Raw genomic sequence first — 18,109 nt, 5'->3', positions numbered from 1 at the left:
CTTTGCGCGCCCAAGAAGGCGCGCGGCGCTGTAGTAAGCGCAGGAATCCGCTGTTTGCAGGCCGGCCTCACCCTGAATATCAGCACACCCTAGGCGTCGCCCTTGACGACGCCCACAAACGGCAGTTCGCGAAAGGCGTGGGCGACATCCATGCCGTAGCCGACGACGAAATAGTCGGGGCAGTCGAAGCCGACATAGTCGGCGATGAGCGCGGTCTGGCGCCGCATGCGCTTGTCGAGCAGCACGGCGATGGCGCAGCTTTTGGCGCCACGCGACAGCATCAGGTCGCGGGTGAAGGACAGCGTCTTGCCGGATTCGAGGATGTCGTCGATCAACAGTACGTCGCGGCCGGCGACCTCGTTGTCGATGTCGCGCAGCACCCTAACCTCGCCGCTGGTGGTGCCGGCGCCGTAGCTGGAGATGAAGATGAATTCGACCTCGGGCGACAGGCCGACATCGTGCATGGCGCGGATGAGATCGGCAGCGAAAATGAACGATCCTTTCAGCACCGAAATCACCAGAAGGTCCTGATAGTCGTGTCCGGCAATCTCCTTGGCGAGCTCCAAATTGCGGCGGGCAATCGCCGACGCCGAAAACAGAACCTCGATATCCTTGCCGCGCACGACTGGCATTGGCAGCCTTTCCAGAAATGATCGCCCTAGTTGGCGAAGGTGACCGAGACGGTCCTGACCCCGTTTCTAGGCATGTCGAGCCGGCTCGAAAAGCCAAATCTTTCGCCGGGCGCCAGCGAACGGTTGAATGTCTCCAGCGTATAGCGGGTTGTGCGCCTGTCATTGCCGGTGACCCGGATTTCCAGCGGCGGCAATGGCGACGGACTGGCGCCGTCATTCGCGGCCTCGCCACCAACGAACAGGACAGGTTCCGGCCCGGACGCATCGATACGCGACGTAACGCCTGAAATGGTGAGTGCAGCGCCCGTTTCCTGTGCCGCAAGAAGAAGCGGCGCCTGGCGCACCAGCGCGTGCCCGCCCGAGATCCAGAAGGCTGCAAACGCCGCACTGAGGCCGGCGATCCAGAAGATCGGCCCGCCGCGCGCCCGCAGCCGTTCCATCGCGGCTTTGGGTTTGCGCAGCATGTCCATGCCTTCGATCGATGGCGTGGCGATTACGCGCGAAAGCGGCGGTGAAGGGTCTATGCTGGCGGTGCGGCGCGGCAGCACCTCGTAGTCGGCATCGACGATGTCGTCGGCCGGATCACGCATGATGCGTTCCGGCGCGGCGGCCGTGTCGGTCATGATTTCGCCGGAAACCGGGCGCGCGGTTCGATCCTCAGCCATCATGGCCCCAGCACTACGGCACTTGTTCGCTCTTCGTTTCTTTTGCGTAAACGGAAATGGTTAACGCTTCCCCATCGGTACCCCTGTGACGCGCCCAAAAAACCTCAGCATTAACCGCCGGTTAACCATGCCGGCCGATGGTCTTTTCTCAGAGAAGGCTGGCTCGTCGCCGCCGCAAGTTTCAGGTCGTCGAACGTGATCCGCTTCGAAAATGTCGGCCTCCGCTATGGCATGGGTCCGGAAATCCTCCGCGACATTTCCTTGCACATACCGGAGCGCTCCTTCCAGTTCCTGAGCGGCCCTTCGGGCGCCGGCAAGACGACGCTGCTGCGGCTTTTGTTCATGTCGCTCAAGCCGACGCGCGGACTGATCACCATCTTCGGCAAGGACCGCTCGCGCATCTCGCGCACCGAGCTGCCGCATCTGCGGCGGCGCATCGGCGTCGTGTTCCAGGACTTTCGCCTGCTCGACCACATGACGACCTACGAGAACGTGGCCTTACCGCTGCGCGTGCGCGGTCGCGAGGAGGCGAGCTACCGCACCGACGTGACTGAGCTCTTGAAATGGGTCGGCCTTGGCGAGCGTATGCATGTGCTGCCGCCGGTGCTGTCGGGTGGCGAGAAACAGCGTGCCGCAATTGCCAGGGCGCTGATCGAGCAGCCCGAGATCCTGCTTGCCGACGAGCCGACCGGCAATGTCGATCCGCCGCTGGCGCGGCGCCTGTTGCGGCTGTTCATCGAACTCAACCGACTGGGCACCGCGGTGGTGATCGCAACGCACGACCTCGGCCTGATGGAACAGGTCGACGCACGGCGCATGATCCTGGCCGGCGGAAGGCTGGATATCTATGACTGACCATTCCGTTCAGCATGTCGAAGACCAGCACGCCGGGAAGGCTGCGACGACGCAGCGCGTTCAGCGCAAGATGGCGCCGATCGTGCCGGCGCAGAACATCGCCGGCCGGGCTCTGGTCCTGGTCATCGCCATCATGACGTTCCTCTCCTGCCTGACCTTCGGCGCGGTGACGCTGGTGCGCGACACCGCCTCGGTCTGGGAGAACCAGATCTCACGCGAGGCGACGATCCAGATCAAGCCAGTAGACGGCCTCGACATGGAGGCAGCACTTGCCCAGGCCTCGCAGATCGCTGGCGAATTTCCTGGCGTGAAGAGCGCCAGGATCGTCGACCGCGATGCCACGGCGCGGCTACTGGAGCCGTGGCTTGGCTCGGGTCTCAACATCGACGACCTGCCGGTGCCGCGCCTGATCATCGTCACCATAGACGAGAACAACCCGCCCGACTTCGCCGCAATGCGCGCCGCGATCACGCCGAAGCTGCCCAGTGCAGCGCTTGACGACCATCGCACCTGGGTCGACCGGCTGGTGGCTATGGCCCGCACCACGGTGACCATCGGCATCGCCGTGCTGGCGCTGATGCTGTCGGCAACCGTGCTGACCGTGGTGTTCGCGACGCGCGGCGCCATGGCCGGCAACGGCCACATCATCGAGGTGCTGCATTTCGTCGGCGCCGAAGCGCGCTTCATCGCGCGCGAATTCCGCCACCACTTTCTGGTCACCGGCATGAAGGGTGCAGCCGCCGGGGGTGCGGCGGCGGTGCTCGTCTTCATCGTCTTCTCATGGTGGTCGTCGCGCAACATGGCAACGCCTGAGGCAGATCAGGCGACCGCCTTGTTCGGCAATTTCGCCATCGGTTCGGCGGGCTATCTCGGCGTTGTCCTCATGGTGCTGGTCATCGGTGCGCTGACGGCGGCAACCTCCCATGCCACCGTCGTCACCTATCTCAGCGACATCGATGTCCGCCAACCGGACGCGGGGTGATCACGAATAGAGAATTAACGTAACGTAATGTGTGCTTTTTCACCTACTAAACGCCGCATTTCGGGGTTAACGATAAAGATGATGGACGCGCGCGACTCGACCGGAATGGCTGGACAGTTGCCCTTGGTGATTACGCGTTCCCGCGAGCGCGCCAAGCCTAGCCGATTGGCGGGCGCGTTGCGCATCTCCGCGTTCTTTCTGCTCGTGCTGGCAACGCTGTTTGCCGGCGGCTTCGGCTGGTTCGCCAACACCGTCAGCCGTCTCGCGACGCCTACTAATCCGGCAAAAGCCGATGCCATCATCGTGCTGACCGGCGGCCATTCGCGTCTCGACGCCGCTATGGGTCTGCTGGCATCCGGCAAGGGCGAGCGGCTGCTGATCAGCGGCGTGCATCCTTCCGCCAGCCGCCGCCAGCTTCAGGTCGCGACCCGCGGCGACAAGAAATTGTTTTCCTGCTGCGTCGATATCGACCGCGCCGCGCTCGATACGATCGGCAATGCCGAGGAAAGTGCCAAGTGGGTGGAAGACCACGCCTATGGCACCGTGATCCTCGTCACCAACAACTATCACATGCCGCGCAGCCTGCTGGAAATGGGCCGGCTGCTGCACAAGGCCAAGCTCGAGCCCTATCCAGTGGTCAACAGCAATCTCGGCAATGGCGGCTGGCTGACCAAGCCGAGGGCGCTGCGCGTGCTGTTCACCGAATACAACAAATATCTGCTGGCGCTGGCGCGCGGCATCGTGCCGGTAAAGCCAACGCCAACCGGCGTCGCGCTGGCCGAGGCTGCTGCGCCGAACTGAGCCGATCTGGAACCGGCAGCGGCATCATTCCTTGACCGTGGCGCTTGAGGCGTCACGCAGACGCGCGTTCTCCTGTTCGAGCCATTCGATACGCTTGTCCCTCTCGGCCAGCGCCGCCGCCACATCGGCCGCTTCGAAACGTTGTGGAATGTGCTGCGGGCAATTGGAATCCCAGGCCGAAACCGTGAACAGGATGATTTGCTCTGGGTGCGCCTTATAGCCTTCCGGCATCAGCTTCGCCATCAGTTCGGCATCGTCCTCGACGACACGCGCGCTGCCCCAGATCTTGATGCGCTGCCGGTGCGCATAGTCGATCAGGAACAGGAATGCGCGGGGGTTGTCGTCCAGATTGCCCTGGGTGATGAATTGCCTGTTGCCGGAGAAATCCGTGAAGCCGATCGTCCGCTCGTCGAGCACCTTGAGGAAGCCGGCCGGCCCGCCGCGATGCTGGATATAAGGCTGGCCCTCACCATTGGCCGTCGACAGGAAGACGCTGGTCTGCGCCTCGATGAAGGCGGCGAGATCGGGCGTGATATCGGCTTGCCAGCCGCCACGCTCCTCGACACGCGCATAGGCATCACGTGAGCCTTTGCGGGTCTGGATCGCCTTGACGGTTGGCGTAAAGGCGACATCGCTGGTGAAGACGTGAGCATTCATGGAAAGCCTCCTTCAAAGGCCGAGTTCCGTCAGAGAGGGATGATCGTCCGGCCGGCGGCCGAGCGGCCAATGATATTTGCGGTCGGCCTCGCGGATCGGCAGGTCGTTGATGCTAGCGATGCGCAAGCGCATCAATCCATGTTCATCGAACTCCCAGTTCTCGTTGCCGTAGCTGCGAAACCACGAGCCGCTGTCGTCGTGCCATTCATAAGCGAACCGCACCGCGATACGGTTGTCGCGGAAGGCCCAGACCTCCTTGATGAGCCGGTAGTCGCGTTCGCGATCCCATTTGCGTGTGAGGAAGGTCTGGATGGCGTCGCGCCCTTGCAGGAACTCGGCCCGGTTGCGCCAGCGACTGTCGATTGTGTACGCAAGCGCGACCCGTGCCGGATCACGGGAGTTCCAGGCATCCTCCGCCATGCGTGCCTTTTGTGCGGCGGTCTCGGCGGTGAATGGCGGGAGCGGCGGGCGGCTTTCAGACATGCGAACTCCTTGCGATGGGCTAGAGCGGTGAACTTTCAAGTCGAACCGTGCCGCCGCTCTATCTTTTTGTTTTAGCATCGGATTTTCCCAAAACCGGTACCCACTTTTGGGTCCGATGCTCTAACGCCACGACCGATGACACACCGGTCGCTGAGTTCAGGCTGCCCTGCGGACAGAAACGACGGGAAAGTCGATCTCCGTCCTGGCAACCTCATTGACATAGTTGGTCCAGACATTGAGAGCGACATGCTGGACGATCTCGATGATCTGCGCATCGTCGTAGCCTGCGAGCCTGACGGCGCTGAGATCCTCGTCACCGATATGGCCGCGGTCGCGCGCAATCTTGGCGGCGAAACGCACCGCTGCGGCGGCCTTGGGGTCGTTGGACCCGCCGCCGCGATTGGCGACCATCTCGGCATCGTCAAGCTTGGCGAGGTTCTTGCCGAGATAGGTGTGGGCGGAAAGGCAGTAGCTGCAGCCATTGATCTCGGCGACCGCCAGAGCGATGCGCTCGCGCGTCGGCGCGGGAAGGCGGCCCTTGGCAAGCGCTCCGGACAGAGCGAGATAGCCTTCCAGCGCAGCCGGGCTATTGGAAACGAGCCTGAAGAGGTTTGGGACGACGCCGAGTTGCTTCTCGACGGCATGCAATATCGGCTGCGACGCAGCAGGCGCGGCCTCTATGGACGCGGGCGTAGGGATACGGGGCATCGGCATTCCTTCCCATTGATCAGCTTCGCCGCCAAACATGGCCCCTTCCATCTTTTGGATTTAGATGTGATATTCGCAACCAATCCTTCCATTTTCCGGGAGAAGTATGGATCGCCTCGAGGCCATGTCGCTTTTCGTCGCCGCGGTGGAGGCCGGCAGCCTTTCGGCCGCCGGACGCCGCTTTAGCATCCCGCTTGCAACGGTCAGCCGCAAGGTCTCCGACCTGGAGCGGCATCTGAAGACGCGTCTCCTGAACCGCTCGACGCGGCAGCTGACGCTGACCGACGCGGGTCACGCCTACCTCGCTGCCTGCCATCGTATTCTCGACGAGGTCGGCGAGGCCGAGCGTGCCGCCGCCGGCGAATACAGCGCCCCGACGGGCGATCTGATCATCACCGCGCCGATCGTCTTTGGCCGGCTGCATGTGCTACCGGTCGTCACCGGCTTCCTTGCCGCCTACCCCGACGTGGCTATCCGCCTGATGCTCGCCGACCGGATAACCCAGTTGACCGAGGAGCACATCGATCTCGCCGTCCGCATCGGCGAGCTTCCCGACTCGAGCCTGGTGGCCACCCGCATCGGCTCGATCCGGCGCGTTGTTTGCGCGAGCCCGGCCTATTTGGCCGAGCACGGCATGCCAAAGACGCCGAAAGACCTCGCGGCACACAGCTGCGTCACCTTCGAAGGGCTCACCGCTCCTGCCGCATGGACTTTTTCCACCGGCAAGAGCGACCTCACTGTTCCGATCCGCTCACGGCTTCGGGTCAACACCGCGGAAGCGGCGATCGATGCCGCGATTGCCGGCGCCGGGATGACGAGGGTGCTTTCCTACCAGATCACTGCTGCGGTGCGGTCCGGCACGCTCCGCACCGTGCTGGAGGCATTCGAGCCGCAGCCATGGTCGGTCAGTCTCGTGCATGCCGGCCAGGGTCTACTGCCGGTGAAACTGCGTGCGTTCCTCGATTTCGCCGCCCCACGCCTGAAGAAGCGGCTGGTGCAAGCGACGTGGCAGGCCTGACGAACGGGCCATCGCACCGTTTCCTTTTTGCCTGCGCTTGGTGTAACCAACGCACACCTCCTCACCGGGCACTTCCCCCATGCTCCTTATTCGCTCGTTGGCGTTCAACCTCGTCTTTTACGTCAATCTGATCGTCCAGATGATCCTCTGGACCCCGTACTATTTTCTGTCGCCTCGCCACCGCGCCTGGTTTGTGCCGAAATTCTGGTCGCGCACCAGCATGTGGCTCTATGACAAGATCGCCGGCACCAAAAGCGAGATCACCGGCCAGGAAAACCTGCCCGAGGGTTCATTCATCCTGGCGCCGAAGCACCAATCCTTCTGGGACGCGATCGCCTTCTTCCCGTTCCTGCAAGATCCGATCTACATCCTGAAGCGGGAACTGACCTGGATCCCGTTCTTCGGCTGGTACATCCTGAAAATGCGGATGATCCCAGTCGACCGCGGCAGCCGCTCGAAGGCGCTGAAAGCGGTGGTCGCCGCGACCAGGCAGGAGCTGGCGCGCAATCCCCGCCAGCTGATCATCTATCCCGAGGGCACGCGCCGGGCGCCGGGCGACGAGCCGGCCTATAAATACGGCATCGTCGAGCTCTATACCCAGCTTGGCATTCCCGTGGTGCCGGTCGCCCATGTCGCCGGTCTCTACTGGCCGCGCCGGAAATTCCTGCGCTATCCCGGCACGATCAAGGCGCGCTTCCTGCCGCCGATCCCGGCGGGGTTGGGCAAGGAGGAATTCATGGAACGGCTGATCGGCGAGACGGAAGCCGCCTGCGACCAGCTGCTCATCGAGGCGTCCCAGGCGCCAAACCCGCCGCCAATGCCGCCGACGGCGGTAAAGCGGCTGAGGGAACTTGGCTCCGATACCCCGGCCTGAACCATCTGCCTGGTCGGCAGTATCCCCTAGGGAATCACAGCCAGCGCCGTTGTCAAAACCAGTGTCGCCGCGAACGTCAGATTGATGATCCGCGAGGCCAGCGGTTTGCGCAGGAAGCGCGCAAACGCTGCCCCGGCGAGAAGCCACAGGACATGGATGGCGACGATCATCGAAGCGAGGACCGCCAGCTTGAGCCCTGCATCGAGCTCACCGGCGGACGACGTGCCGGCAAATACGGCGGCAATCGCCACATAGGCTTTCGGGTTGGCGACGGCCAGAAGAAACCCGCCGAGGAATGTGGGACGTGCCGCCCCGCCGGTACGCGCTGCCAGAGGCGGAGCCGTTGCTATCTTGAAGGCGAGGTAGAGGATGTAGGCTGCGGATGCCACCGCCAGGAGCGGTGTGAGCTTCGGCACAGAGGCGAGCATGGCCGTAATGCCCGTCGCCACGACCAAAAGCACGGCGACCGTACCAAGAATGATGCCCGAGGCGTAGCGGAGCGAATCGCGCAGGCCGAAGGCGGCGCCAACGGCGGTGACGCTTATCGTCGCCGGCCCCGGACTGCCCATCACGACCGCCGATGCCAGCACAAGCGCGAGCAATTGCTGCCATAGTTCCGGATGGGAAAAGACCAGTTCGGCCATCTGTATACCAGTATCCAGGCGCGATGCGGGCAATGGTATGGCAGGGCAGACAAGGGCGTCTTGAACGATCGTGCAGGGGCCTTCCGGCGCAGGCCGCGCACGGCCCTTGGCTGCTGGTTGAGCAAGCCGCCGCTTCGCGCTGGCGTCTATGCGCTCGCGCTATCGAGCTCTGCGATATCGTCCGGACTGAGCTTCAATGATGCGGCGCCGGCGAGGCTATCGACCTGGTCCAGCGTCGTGGCGCTGGCGATCGGCGCCGTTACGCCGGGCCGCGCGATCACCCAGGCGAGCGCCACTTCCGCCTGCTTGGCCGCGTGACGCGTCGACACCGCGTCGAGTGCTGCCAGGATGCGCATGCCGCGCCCGTTGAGATAGCCCTTCACGCCGTCGCCACGCGCGCTTTTGCCGAGATCGGCTTCGCTGCGGTATTTGCCGCTCAAAAACCCTTTGGCGAGGCTGAAATAGCTGATGACGCCGATATCCTCGGCCATGCACAGATCGCGCAGCGGCCCATCGAAGGAGGCGCGATCATAGAGATTGTATTCCGGCTGCAGCACCGCATAGCGCGGCAGGCCCCGCAGGCTTGCCACGTCGAGCGCGGCGCGCAACTGGCCGGCGTCGAGATTGGAAGCGCCGACATGGCGGATCTTGCCCTTGGCGAGCAGTTTTTGGTAGGCGCCGAGCGTTTCCTCGTAGGGGGTGGTCGGGTCCGGCCAGTGCGACAGATAGAGATCGACGACATCGGTCTGCAGCCGCTGCAGCGACGCATCGATGGCCTTTTCGATATAGGCGGCGGAGAGATCTTTCCTGCCCTGCCCCATATCCGACCCGACCTTGGTGATCACCACGACCTTGTCGCGATTGCCGCGGCTCTTCATCCATCTGCCGATGATCGTTTCGGATTCGCCGCCCTTGTTGCCGGGAACCCAGCGCGAGTAGGAATCGGCGGTGTCGATGGCGTTGAGGCCGGCGCCGACGAAGCGGTCGAGCAGGTCGAAGGAGGTTTTCTCGTCGGCGGTCCAGCCGAAGACGTTGCCGCCCAGAACCAGCGGCGCGATGGACAGGTCGGTTTGACCGAGACGACGTTTCTGCAAGACTGATCTCCGTGAGGATGGGAAGGAGCGGGCGAAAAGCCCCCGCTTACCTAGGTCTCACCGCGCCGAGGTCAAAGGCCTGGCCGTTCTTTCCGACGGACCACTGCTTCACAAGGGCGCGATCCGGGGGCGCGATCCGCCGCGTTCGACGTTCCAGCCGATGTCTACTGGCTCTGGCGCCGGTATTCACCAGGCGGCAGTCCGACCACGCGGTTGAAAAGTCGGCTGAATGAGGCCGTGTCCCGGTATCCGACCTGGTAACATATTTCCGAAATACCGAGTTTGGTGCTTTCAAGAAGTGTTTTCGCGGCCTCAAGGCGCCGGTCCTGGATCCATCGGCCGGGAGTGGTGTGCAATTCATCGGAAAACCGGCGCGCAAGCGTTCGCGGCGACAGACCGAGTTGCGCACCAAGGAAGGCAAGGTCGAGCGCTCCGAGCTGTTTTCTGGACAAGGTTTCGAGCCGGTCGCGGAACGGCTCTTGCGAAGGCAGCAGATCGGTGAGCGGGAACTCGTAGGGTGTCTGGATCTGCCGCGGCGGCGGCAACACCAGCAACTTGCGAACCAGGCGCTCCTCCCTGGCGAAGCCAAGATCCCGCAGAAGCGCCTTGCCGAGCTCCAGACCTGAAAAACCGCCGCCGCAAGTATAGATCCGTCCGTCCCCGATCAGCACACGTGAAGCGTCCCAACGCACCTTCGGAAAGCGACGCTGGGCATCGGTCGTCAGCCACCAGGAGATCGTCGCGCGCTTTCGGTCGAGAAGACCGGCGTCTGCCAGGAAGTAACCGGCCCCGCAATGCGCGGCGATGATGGCGCCGTCGCGTTGCGCGCTTGCGATAAGCGGCGCGGCGTGGCGGCTCTCTTCCTCCAGCGCGGCAACAAGCTTCGGGATTTGCATGCCGGGCATGGCCAGCAGGATCAGCAGGTCCATGCGCTGCGAGGGTTCGCGTCTGGTGTGAAAGACGATTCCAGGCGTCGTCGTGGCGTCGGCCTGCCGTGCCACGAATTCGAAGGAAATCGCCGGCGCGCCGCGAATGGTGTTTACCAGCTCGAACATTTCGACAAGCGTCGCGGCGACGGCCGAATAGAAGGTCGACGGCAGCCAGATCACGGCGTGGACGGGACGATTGTCCAAGATGGCTCCTTTGAACAGCTATGGCAAGTTTAGCACATAGATTGTCAAATCTGCCAATTCCGATTTTTGCCAGCGGCCTTAGGTTCCGCGACGCCGATGCAAACGCCGGTGCCTGCGATCTGGCCGCGTCCAGATTGCATGGCCAGATCGCCCTTTATTGGAGACCACCATGAAAGCCGTTGTATTCGACGCAATCGGCTCGCCGCAGGACGTGCTCTATCTCGGCGACGTGCCCATGCCGCGAATCGGCGACGGTGAGGTGCTGCTCAGGATGGTCTCCGCCTCGATCAACCCTGGCGACTTTCTGTTCATCCAGAACCTCTATCCCGAACCGAAGAAGCCGCATTTCCCCCGCCAGATCGCCGGAAACCATGGCGCCGGCATTGTCGAGGCCGTGGGCGCGAACGTCGCCTTGAAACCGGGCACGCTTGTCGCATTCAGCTACTACAACAGCTGGGCTGAATATGCGGCCGTTCCGGCCGCTTGGCTGATCCCGCTGCCCGCCGGCTATCCGCTCGAACGCGCCGGGCAGATGGTGAACCCCATCACCGCCTGGGACCTGCTGGCGGATACCCGTGTGCAGCCTGGACAGTGGCTGGCCGTCACGGCCGGCTATTCATCGGTTTCGACGATGGTGATGCAGTTCGCCCAACGGCGCGGCATCAACGTGATTGCGCTCGTGCGACGATCTCGCGACAGGCTGGACCTGAAGGGGCTTGGTGCTACCGCCATCCTCGATCTGTCGGGCTTGAAGGTCGGCATCAGGGAAGCGATCATGGACATGACCGACGGCGCCGGGCTGAACGGGATCATCGATAATGTCGGCGGACCCGTCAGTGGCGAGTTGATCCGCACCCTGGCGATGGGCGGGCAGATGGTTATCAATGGCGGCATGAGCACCGAGCGTTTCGAACTGCACAATTTCGACGTGCTGCTGAGCGGCCTCGAGATCAGGGCAAATATATACCGCTACTTCTTTTCGCCGCCTGTCGAAGCCGACCGGCCAGTGTTGCGCGAGATTGTCGACATCTTCGGCCAACCCGATTTCCATGTCCCTTTTGGCGGCATCCATCCGCTGGCGGAGTACGAGCTCGCCGTGACAAACAGCCTGGATCGCGCCGATCTCGGAAAGCAGATTTTCGGGATGTAACCCGGACCATGATCCCGAACCGAAGGTCAGCGACGCAAAAAGTGGGAACCGGTTTTCGGGATCATGATCAAACAACGAAAGAAGATCACGACCCGATCCGTTTCGCTACCTCTTCCAGCCAGTGGTCGCGGATGCCCAGCGCCTCGAGGTGCTCCAGCGTGCTGAGCACGTAGTCCTCGTTCTTTCCCGATTGGCCGGCGGCACCGCGAACGACGGTCGCCGCATCGGCAGCATCGAGCGCGCCGGCATATTGCTCGTGGGCACGATCGACGACATAGGCGACCGCCGAGACCGTCTCGCCCCCATCCGTCTCGCCGTTCGCAGCGTCATTGTCGAGGCGGATGCTAAGCATGCGCTCGCGATAGACATTGGTGACCAACTCGCGCTCGCGCAGATAGGTGATGACCTCGTTGCGCAGATCGCCGGGGACGCGGAAAGCCAACCCGATGCAGGAGCCGCCACGGTCAAGGCCGAGCACCAGCCCGGGCCGTTCGCGCGTGCCACGATGCACGAAGGAGTAGACGCACAGCGAGCGGCGGTAGCCGTGGAGGCGGGCGCGCCGCGTCTCGACATGCGCAAATCCCGGCCGCCAGATCAGCGACCCGTAGCCAAAAACCCAAAAATCGCCCATATCGCCAAGCCTGGTTGCAGCACCGCACTGGAATCGGTGTTTTTTCAATCCGTCTCCGTCTACCTGATGTTGCCGGAAACGACAGTCCCCTCTGCAACACGCGCTAGCGAGAGCCGCAGCATGACGTCAAGTGACGAGCGTCCGCCGAATTTTCGCCGCCGCCTCTTCTGGCTTGGCGCTTTCATCCTTGTGCTGTTCGGCCTCTACAGCGCCGGCTGGTTCTACCTGGCGGACAAGGTCAAGAGCGAAGCCGACAAAGCGGTGGCCGAGCTCAACGGCAACGGCATCGAGGCGGACTGCGCCAACCTCACGGTCAGCGGCTATCCGCTGAGCTTCGCGGTTTCCTGCGACAGCCTGGCTTATCAGGACGATAACAGGAACGTCGCCGCCTCCCTCGGCAGCCTCAACGCCGTCACACACATCACCCAGATCCTGTCGCCCGGCGCCGACCTGCGGGGGCCGCTCAGGACCTCCGTGCCGGGGATGGCGCCGCTGTGGATCGACTGGGATGATCTGCGAGCGAACGTCAAACTATCCTGGCCCCTGCCCCGACGCGTTTCACTGGAGGCCGAGGGCCTGTCAGCCCAGACCGATCCGGCGGATGGCACAGACCCGGTCGAGTTGTTCAGCGCCGGGACAGCGGCCGGACAACTGCGTCCGAACGGCCAGGACATCGACTATTCCGGGAGTTTCACCAATCTCGAAATCGAACCGGATGCCATCGATGGCCGCGTGCTGCCGCCGCTCGACGGCAGTGGCGACGTGACGCTGAAGAACGGCGTGGCGCTGATCAAGACACAAACAGAGAGCCTGCGCGGCCAGGCGATGGATATCGGCAAGCTCGATCTGTCGTCGGGGACCGCGCGCGTCACCGTTTCCGGACCGATGTCGGTCGATGCCGACGGGCTGATCGACGCCGACCTGATGATCAAGCTCAGCGATCCGAAGGCGGTGGCGGCAATCCTCGGCAAGGCCATTCCCGAGCAGAAGAGCCAGATCAAAACCGGCTTTGCCGGACTGGCGCTGCTTGGCAACGAACCGTCGATGCCCCTCAAGGTCGTCAAGGGCAAGGCCTCGCTGGGTTTTATCCCGCTGGGCAGGATCAAGCCGGTCGATTAGACCATGATTGCGAACCTCCAGTTCGGAGAAAAATCATGATGAAACAGGAAGATAGATGAACAGCCCGGTGAAGCTCCTGAGTGTTGGCGCGCTGACGCTCGATACCATCCTTCGCGTCGACACGCTTCCGGCACGTCAGGGCAAGTTCATCGCGTCCGACGGCGTCCAGATCGCCTCGGGCATGGCTTCGAGCGCGGCCTGCGCCGCACGCCGCCTCGGCGCGGACGTATCGCTATGGGCGAGCGCGGGAGACGACCTCGTCGGCGATCAGCTGGTCGCCGGGATCGAGGCCGAAGGCGTCGATTGCAGCTTTGTCCGGCGCGTCGGCGGCGCGCGGTCGGCACTGTCGGCCATCTTGGTCGACACGCATGGCGAGCGCATCATCGTTCCATTCTATGACCAACTCGCCCAGGCCGACCCCGGGGCGCTCCCCATCCAAGATCTCACCGCATTCGACGCCGTCCTGGTCGATGTGCGCTGGCCGGGCGCAGCAGCTCTGGCCATGGCGGCGGCGCGCGAAATCGGCCGTCCGGCCATACTGGACGCCGACACCGCGCCACGAGACGTGCTGGAACGGCTGTTTCCGCTGGCCTCGCACATCGTCGCGTCGGAGCCGGCGGCGTTCATCCTCGGCGGCGAGGAACGAGGTCCGCAAAAGGCCTGTGAAGCGCTGGGCAGACGCACCGATGCGTTTGTCGCGGTGACCGGCGGCGCGGCGGGAAGCTGGTGGTTCGACCGCTCGGCTGGGTCCGTGCGCCATGTCGCAGCGCCAAGGATCAACGCAGTGGATACGCTTGCCGCCGGCGACGTGTTTCACGGCGCCTTTGCCGTCGGGTTGGCGGAGGCGATGCCGATCGAACGGACATTGCGCTTTGCCAGCGCCGCCGCCGCGCTCAAATGCCTGCGCTTCGGCGGCAGGCTGGGCGCGCCGGACAGGGCCGAGACACTGGCGATGATGGCGGCTCACTGGCCGGCCTGAGACAGCGGCGGGCTTTCAAATCGAATCGTACCGCTGCTCTATCTTTTTGTTTGAGCATCGGATTTTCCTAAAACCAGTACCCACTTTTGGGTCCGATGCTCTATCCCTTGGCCGGGTGCTCGACTGCCTGCCGGCCAAAGTCCGGTACGTCGATGTCCTGACCGGCCTCGATGATCGAGCGGCGGACGGCGCGGGTGCGGGTGAACAGGTCGAAAAGTTTTTCGCCGTCGCCCCAGCGGATCGCCCGCTGCAGCGAGGCCAGATCTTCCGAGAACCGCGCCAGCATTTCGAGGATGGCGTCCTTGTTGTGCAGGCAGACGTCCCGCCACATCGTCGGGTCGGACGCGGCAAGGCGAGTGAAGTCGCGAAAGCCGGAGGCCGAATATTTGATCACCTCGGACTTGGTCACCGACTCCAGATCGTCGGCGGTGCCGACGATGTTATAGGCGATGATGTGCGGCAGGTGCGAGACGATGGCCAGCGTCATGTCGTGATGCTGGGGATCCATCGTGTCGATGTTGGAGCCGCAACGGCGCCAGAATTCCGAGAGCTTTTTCAAGGCGGCCGGATCGGTGCCGGGCAACGGCGTGAAGATGCACCAGCGGTTTTCGAACAGTTCGGCAAAGCCGGCGTCCGGGCCCGATTTTTCAGTGCCGGCCAGCGGGTGGCCGGGAATGAAATGCACGCCAGCAGGCACATGCGGCTGCATCTGCGCGATGACCGACGCCTTGGTCGAGCCGACATCGGTGAGGATGGCGCCCTGCTTCAGCGCCGGTGCGATTTCCTCGGCGACCTCGCCCGAAGAGCCGACCGGCACCGAAACGATCACCAGGTCGGCATCGCCGACCGCCTCTTTCGCGTCCATCGCGTAGGAGGAGCCGAGGCCGAGTTCCCGCGCCCGCGCCAGGGTCGTTTCGCTGCGCGTCGAGATGGCGACGTGACCGGCAAGGCATTCGCGATGGATTACGCGGGCCAGCGACGAGCCGATCAGGCCGATGCCGACCAGCGCGATCTTTTCGAACATCGGTGATGTCATGGTCTTCTAGCTTTTCAGAAATGTCGCGAGGGCGGCGACAACGCCACGATTGGCCTCTTCGGTGCCGATGCTCATGCGCAGTGCATTGGGGAAGCCGTAGCCGGAAACGCGCCGCAATATATAGCCGCGCGCGGAGAGGTAATCGTCCGCAGCTGCCGCCGAATGTTTTTTGTCCTCGGGAAAGTGGATGAGGACGAAATTGCCGACGCTCGGCGTCACCCGCAGTCCGAGCTTGGTCAACTCCTCGCTCACCCATCGCAGCCAAGTGTCGTTATGAGCCACGCTGCGCTCGACATGGGCGCGGTCGCGGATCGCGGCAATGCCGGCCTCGATCGCCGTCGCGTTGACGTTGAAGGGACCTCGCACGCGGTTGATCGCGTCGATGATATGCATCGGCGCGTACATCCAGCCGATCCGCGCACCGCCGAGGCCGAGCTTGGAGAAGGTGCGGGTCATAACCACGTTTTCCGCGCCAGCCACCAGCTCGACGCCGGCTTCATAATCGTTGCGGCGGACATATTCGGCATAGGCTGCATCCAGCACCAGAAGCACGTTTCGAGGCAGGCTGGCATGCAGGCGGCGCACCTCCTGGAACGGCAAATAGGTGCCGGTCGGGTTGTTGGGATTGGCGAGGAAGATGATCCTGGTACGCGGCGTCACCGCAGCGAGGATCGCATCGACGTCGGCGCGCTCATTGGTTTCCTTGACCGACACCGGGACAGCACCTGCCGACTGGATGTAGATCTTGTAGACCATGAAGGCGTGTTCGGTGATCACAGCTTCAGCGCCGGGCGCGAGATAGGTCTGCGCAAGCAGGCCGAGAATCTCGTCGGAACCATTGGAACAGACGATGTTCGCCGGGTTGAGGCCATGCACCTCGGCGATCGCCTCCCGTAGGCGCCTGGCGGTGCCGTCGGGATATATGTCGAGTTTGGCCGCGACGTCGCGCGCGGCTTCTATCGCCTTCGGCGAGGGGCCAAGCGGGTTCTCGTTCGACGACAGTTTGTGGACCTTGGCAACGCCGGCCGGCGCCGTGCTTTTGCCCGGCACATACGCTTCGATGTCCATGATCCCCGCGCGGGGCGTTGGACGTGCCCGATCCGATGCCTGGTTCATATTGCAAAAATCCGTCGAAAACGCTTCCACCCGGGAAGCCGCAGCGGAAATACAAGCCGTGGCCTGGAATGTCGAGAGGCGGCGATCATGGGTGAGCGACTGGCATGGGTGAACGACTGGCCGTTGACGCCGAGACGCTCCGGTCCTAGAAGAAAGGCGAAATCCCGTGGTGATTTGGCCGGTCGGCTTGCAGCCACGTTAAACAACTCGCTAAAGGGCCGTTTGCATCCTGTAACCGGCTTTGCGAAGGCGATGTCGGTTTTTTTGTTGTCCGTAGCCGGCCGGACAATCGCATCGACTCGAAAATCGGTATCGACTTTCGGAAAGCGCGATGGGTTAATGTAAGAGGATGCGATGGTCGCGCTGCGCACTAAAAGAACCAACAACGAGGCCGACGAGCCGTCGAGCCCGGTGTTGCGTTTCGGTGCCGACAAGCCGCTCAAGCTCGATGCCGGCACGCTGCTGTCACCGTTCCAGATCGCCTACAAGACTTACGGCACCCTCAACGACGCCCGCTCCAACGCCATCCTCGTCTGCCATGCACTGACCGGCGACCAGCATGTCGCCAGCACCAATCCAGTGACCGGCAAGCCGGGCTGGTGGGAAGTGCTGATTGGCCCCGGCAAGATCATCGACACCAGCCGCTTCTTCGTCATCTGCTCAAACGTCATCGGCGGCTGCCTCGGCTCGACCGGCCCCGCCTCGACCAATCCAGCCACCGGCAAGCCCTACGGGCTCGACCTGCCGATCATCACCATACGCGACATGGTGCGGGCGCAGTTGATGCTGGTCGATCATTTCGGCATCGAAAAACTGTTCTCGGTGCTCGGCGGCTCGATGGGCGGCATGCAGGTGCTGCAATGGGCGTCGAGCTATCCGGAGCGCGTTTTCTCGGCGCTGCCGATCGCCACTGGCGCGCGCCATTCCTCGCAGAACATCGCCTTCCATGAGGTCGGCCGGCAAGCGGTGATGGCCGATCCGGACTGGCATGGCGGCAAATATTTCGAGCAGGGCAAGCGCCCGGAAAAGGGACTGGCTGTGGCGCGCATGGCCGCTCACATCACTTATCTGTCGGAGGCGGCCCTGCACCGGAAGTTTGGCCGCAACCTGCAGGACCGTGAAGCGCTCACCTTCGGTTTTGACGCCGACTTCCAGATTGAGAGCTATCTGCGCCATCAGGGCATGACCTTCGTCGACCGCTTCGACGCCAACTCCTATCTCTACATGACCCGGGCGATGGACTATTTCGACCTCGCCGCCGATCATGGCGGCCGGCTGGCCGACGCCTTTGCCGGCACCAGAACCCGTTTCTGCCTGGTCTCCTTCACCAGCGACTGGCTGTTCCCGACCGAGGAGAGCCGCTCGGTCGTTCACGCGCTGAACGCGGCCGGCGCCTCGGTGTCCTTCGTCGAGATCGAGACCGATCGCGGCCACGACGCCTTCCTGCTCGACGAGCCGGAGCTGTTTGCCGCCATCAACGGCTTCATCGCCTCGGCGGCTCGCGCCAGGGGGCTCAGCGCATGATCCCTGAA

The 18,109-nt window shown here is 63.3% G+C and carries 20 protein-coding genes and 1 riboswitch; of the genes, 9 read left to right on the top strand and 11 right to left on the bottom strand.

Annotated elements, in window-relative coordinates; genetic code table 11:
- Positions 1-89: 89 nt before the first annotated feature.
- Positions 90-632 carry a hypoxanthine phosphoribosyltransferase gene (hpt, locus tag BQ8482_RS16605; RefSeq protein WP_123148635.1) on the bottom strand — a complete coding sequence of 181 codons (543 nt, stop codon included), beginning with the start codon at positions 630-632 and terminating at the stop codon, positions 90-92.
- A gap of 26 nt (positions 633-658) precedes the next feature.
- Positions 659-1,300: a hypothetical protein gene (locus BQ8482_RS16600; protein ID WP_123148634.1), complete on the bottom strand. Its 642-nt coding sequence runs from the start codon at positions 1,298-1,300 to the stop codon at positions 659-661.
- A gap of 192 nt (positions 1,301-1,492) precedes the next feature.
- On the opposite strand from BQ8482_RS16600, the gene ftsE reads away from it, so the two are divergent.
- The 3 genes from ftsE (at position 1,493) to BQ8482_RS16585 (ending at position 3,935) form a co-directional block, all read left to right on the top strand.
- Entirely contained in the window at positions 1,493-2,152 is a 660-nt protein-coding gene (gene ftsE / locus BQ8482_RS16595) for a cell division ATP-binding protein FtsE (protein WP_010911739.1), read from the top strand.
- Positions 2,145-3,134 carry a cell division protein FtsX gene (locus tag BQ8482_RS16590; protein WP_123148633.1) on the top strand — a complete coding sequence of 330 codons (990 nt, stop codon included), beginning with the start codon at positions 2,145-2,147 and terminating at the stop codon, positions 3,132-3,134. The genes ftsE and BQ8482_RS16590 overlap by 8 nt, the downstream gene beginning before the upstream one ends.
- Before the next feature lie 78 nt (positions 3,135-3,212).
- Positions 3,213-3,935 (top strand): YdcF family protein, encoded by a 723-nt coding sequence (locus tag BQ8482_RS16585; RefSeq protein ID WP_123148632.1) that lies wholly within the window; start codon positions 3,213-3,215, stop codon positions 3,933-3,935.
- A gap of 24 nt (positions 3,936-3,959) precedes the next feature.
- Here the strand turns inward: BQ8482_RS16585 and BQ8482_RS16580 are convergent, their stop codons facing one another.
- From BQ8482_RS16580 to BQ8482_RS16570, 3 genes are all read right to left on the bottom strand, one after another.
- Positions 3,960-4,592 carry a pyridoxamine 5'-phosphate oxidase family protein gene (locus BQ8482_RS16580; protein ID WP_123148631.1) on the bottom strand — a complete coding sequence of 211 codons (633 nt, stop codon included), beginning with the start codon at positions 4,590-4,592 and terminating at the stop codon, positions 3,960-3,962.
- A 12-nt stretch (positions 4,593-4,604) separates the two neighbouring features.
- Positions 4,605-5,075, bottom strand: coding sequence for a nuclear transport factor 2 family protein (locus BQ8482_RS16575; RefSeq protein WP_123148630.1), 471 nt, complete (start codon positions 5,073-5,075; stop codon positions 4,605-4,607).
- A 156-nt stretch (positions 5,076-5,231) separates the two neighbouring features.
- Positions 5,232-5,783, bottom strand: a complete 552-nt coding sequence (locus BQ8482_RS16570; protein WP_123148654.1) for a carboxymuconolactone decarboxylase family protein — start codon at positions 5,781-5,783, stop codon at positions 5,232-5,234.
- 106 nt (positions 5,784-5,889) lie between these two features.
- Here BQ8482_RS16570 and BQ8482_RS16565 point away from each other — a divergent pair, with 106 nt between their 5' ends.
- Both BQ8482_RS16565 and BQ8482_RS16560 read left to right on the top strand, forming a co-directional pair.
- Complete coding sequence (locus BQ8482_RS16565; RefSeq protein WP_123148629.1) at positions 5,890-6,801, top strand: LysR family transcriptional regulator; 912 nt, start codon at positions 5,890-5,892, stop codon at positions 6,799-6,801.
- Positions 6,802-6,880: 79 nt separating this feature from the next.
- Positions 6,881-7,675 carry a lysophospholipid acyltransferase family protein gene (locus BQ8482_RS16560; RefSeq protein ID WP_095493428.1) on the top strand — a complete coding sequence of 265 codons (795 nt, stop codon included), beginning with the start codon at positions 6,881-6,883 and terminating at the stop codon, positions 7,673-7,675.
- 26 nt (positions 7,676-7,701) lie between these two features.
- Here BQ8482_RS16560 and BQ8482_RS16555 read toward each other — a convergent pair whose 3' ends face one another.
- The 3 genes from BQ8482_RS16555 to BQ8482_RS16545 form a co-directional block, all read right to left on the bottom strand.
- Positions 7,702-8,319, bottom strand: a complete 618-nt coding sequence (locus BQ8482_RS16555; RefSeq protein WP_123148628.1) for a LysE family translocator — start codon at positions 8,317-8,319, stop codon at positions 7,702-7,704.
- Positions 8,320-8,465: 146 nt separating this feature from the next.
- On the bottom strand, positions 8,466-9,413 hold the full coding sequence (locus tag BQ8482_RS16550; RefSeq protein WP_123148627.1) for an aldo/keto reductase: 948 nt from the start codon (positions 9,411-9,413) through the stop codon (positions 8,466-8,468).
- Between the two features lie 164 nt (positions 9,414-9,577).
- On the bottom strand, positions 9,578-10,546 hold the full coding sequence (locus BQ8482_RS16545; protein ID WP_123148626.1) for a GlxA family transcriptional regulator: 969 nt from the start codon (positions 10,544-10,546) through the stop codon (positions 9,578-9,580).
- A gap of 169 nt (positions 10,547-10,715) precedes the next feature.
- On the opposite strand from BQ8482_RS16545, the gene BQ8482_RS16540 reads away from it, so the two are divergent.
- On the top strand, positions 10,716-11,696 hold the full coding sequence (locus BQ8482_RS16540) for a quinone oxidoreductase family protein (protein ID WP_123148625.1): 981 nt from the start codon (positions 10,716-10,718) through the stop codon (positions 11,694-11,696).
- Between the two features lie 85 nt (positions 11,697-11,781).
- Here BQ8482_RS16540 and BQ8482_RS16535 read toward each other — a convergent pair whose 3' ends face one another.
- Positions 11,782-12,327: a gamma-glutamylcyclotransferase gene (locus tag BQ8482_RS16535; RefSeq protein ID WP_123148624.1), complete on the bottom strand. Its 546-nt coding sequence runs from the start codon at positions 12,325-12,327 to the stop codon at positions 11,782-11,784.
- 120 nt (positions 12,328-12,447) lie between these two features.
- Between BQ8482_RS16535 and BQ8482_RS16530 the strand changes: the two genes are divergently transcribed.
- Both BQ8482_RS16530 and BQ8482_RS16525 read left to right on the top strand, forming a co-directional pair.
- Entirely contained in the window at positions 12,448-13,446 is a 999-nt protein-coding gene (locus BQ8482_RS16530; protein ID WP_123148623.1) for a DUF2125 domain-containing protein, read from the top strand.
- A gap of 55 nt (positions 13,447-13,501) precedes the next feature.
- Positions 13,502-14,425, top strand: a complete 924-nt coding sequence (locus BQ8482_RS16525) for a sugar kinase (RefSeq protein WP_123148622.1) — start codon at positions 13,502-13,504, stop codon at positions 14,423-14,425.
- A gap of 100 nt (positions 14,426-14,525) precedes the next feature.
- On the opposite strand, the gene BQ8482_RS16520 is transcribed toward BQ8482_RS16525, so the two are convergent.
- Together BQ8482_RS16520 and hisC are read right to left on the bottom strand one after the other, a co-directional pair.
- Positions 14,526-15,461 carry a prephenate/arogenate dehydrogenase family protein gene (locus BQ8482_RS16520; protein ID WP_208867732.1) on the bottom strand — a complete coding sequence of 312 codons (936 nt, stop codon included), beginning with the start codon at positions 15,459-15,461 and terminating at the stop codon, positions 14,526-14,528.
- A gap of 6 nt (positions 15,462-15,467) precedes the next feature.
- Positions 15,468-16,577, bottom strand: a complete 1,110-nt coding sequence (gene hisC, locus BQ8482_RS16515) for a histidinol-phosphate transaminase (protein ID WP_123148653.1) — start codon at positions 16,575-16,577, stop codon at positions 15,468-15,470.
- 156 nt (positions 16,578-16,733) lie between these two features.
- Positions 16,734-16,811, top strand: a riboswitch (SAM riboswitch).
- A 120-nt stretch (positions 16,812-16,931) separates the two neighbouring features.
- Here hisC and metX point away from each other — a divergent pair.
- A complete protein-coding gene (gene metX / locus BQ8482_RS16510) occupies positions 16,932-18,101 on the top strand; it encodes a homoserine O-acetyltransferase MetX (protein ID WP_095493438.1) in 1,170 nt (389 codons plus the stop codon).
- Positions 18,102-18,109 lie beyond the last annotated feature (8 nt).

The sequence above is a fragment of the Mesorhizobium delmotii genome (genome assembly GCF_900149755.1).
Taxonomy (GTDB): domain Bacteria; phylum Pseudomonadota; class Alphaproteobacteria; order Rhizobiales; family Rhizobiaceae; genus Mesorhizobium; species Mesorhizobium delmotii.
This window is presented reverse-complemented; position numbering and strand designations above follow the sequence as displayed.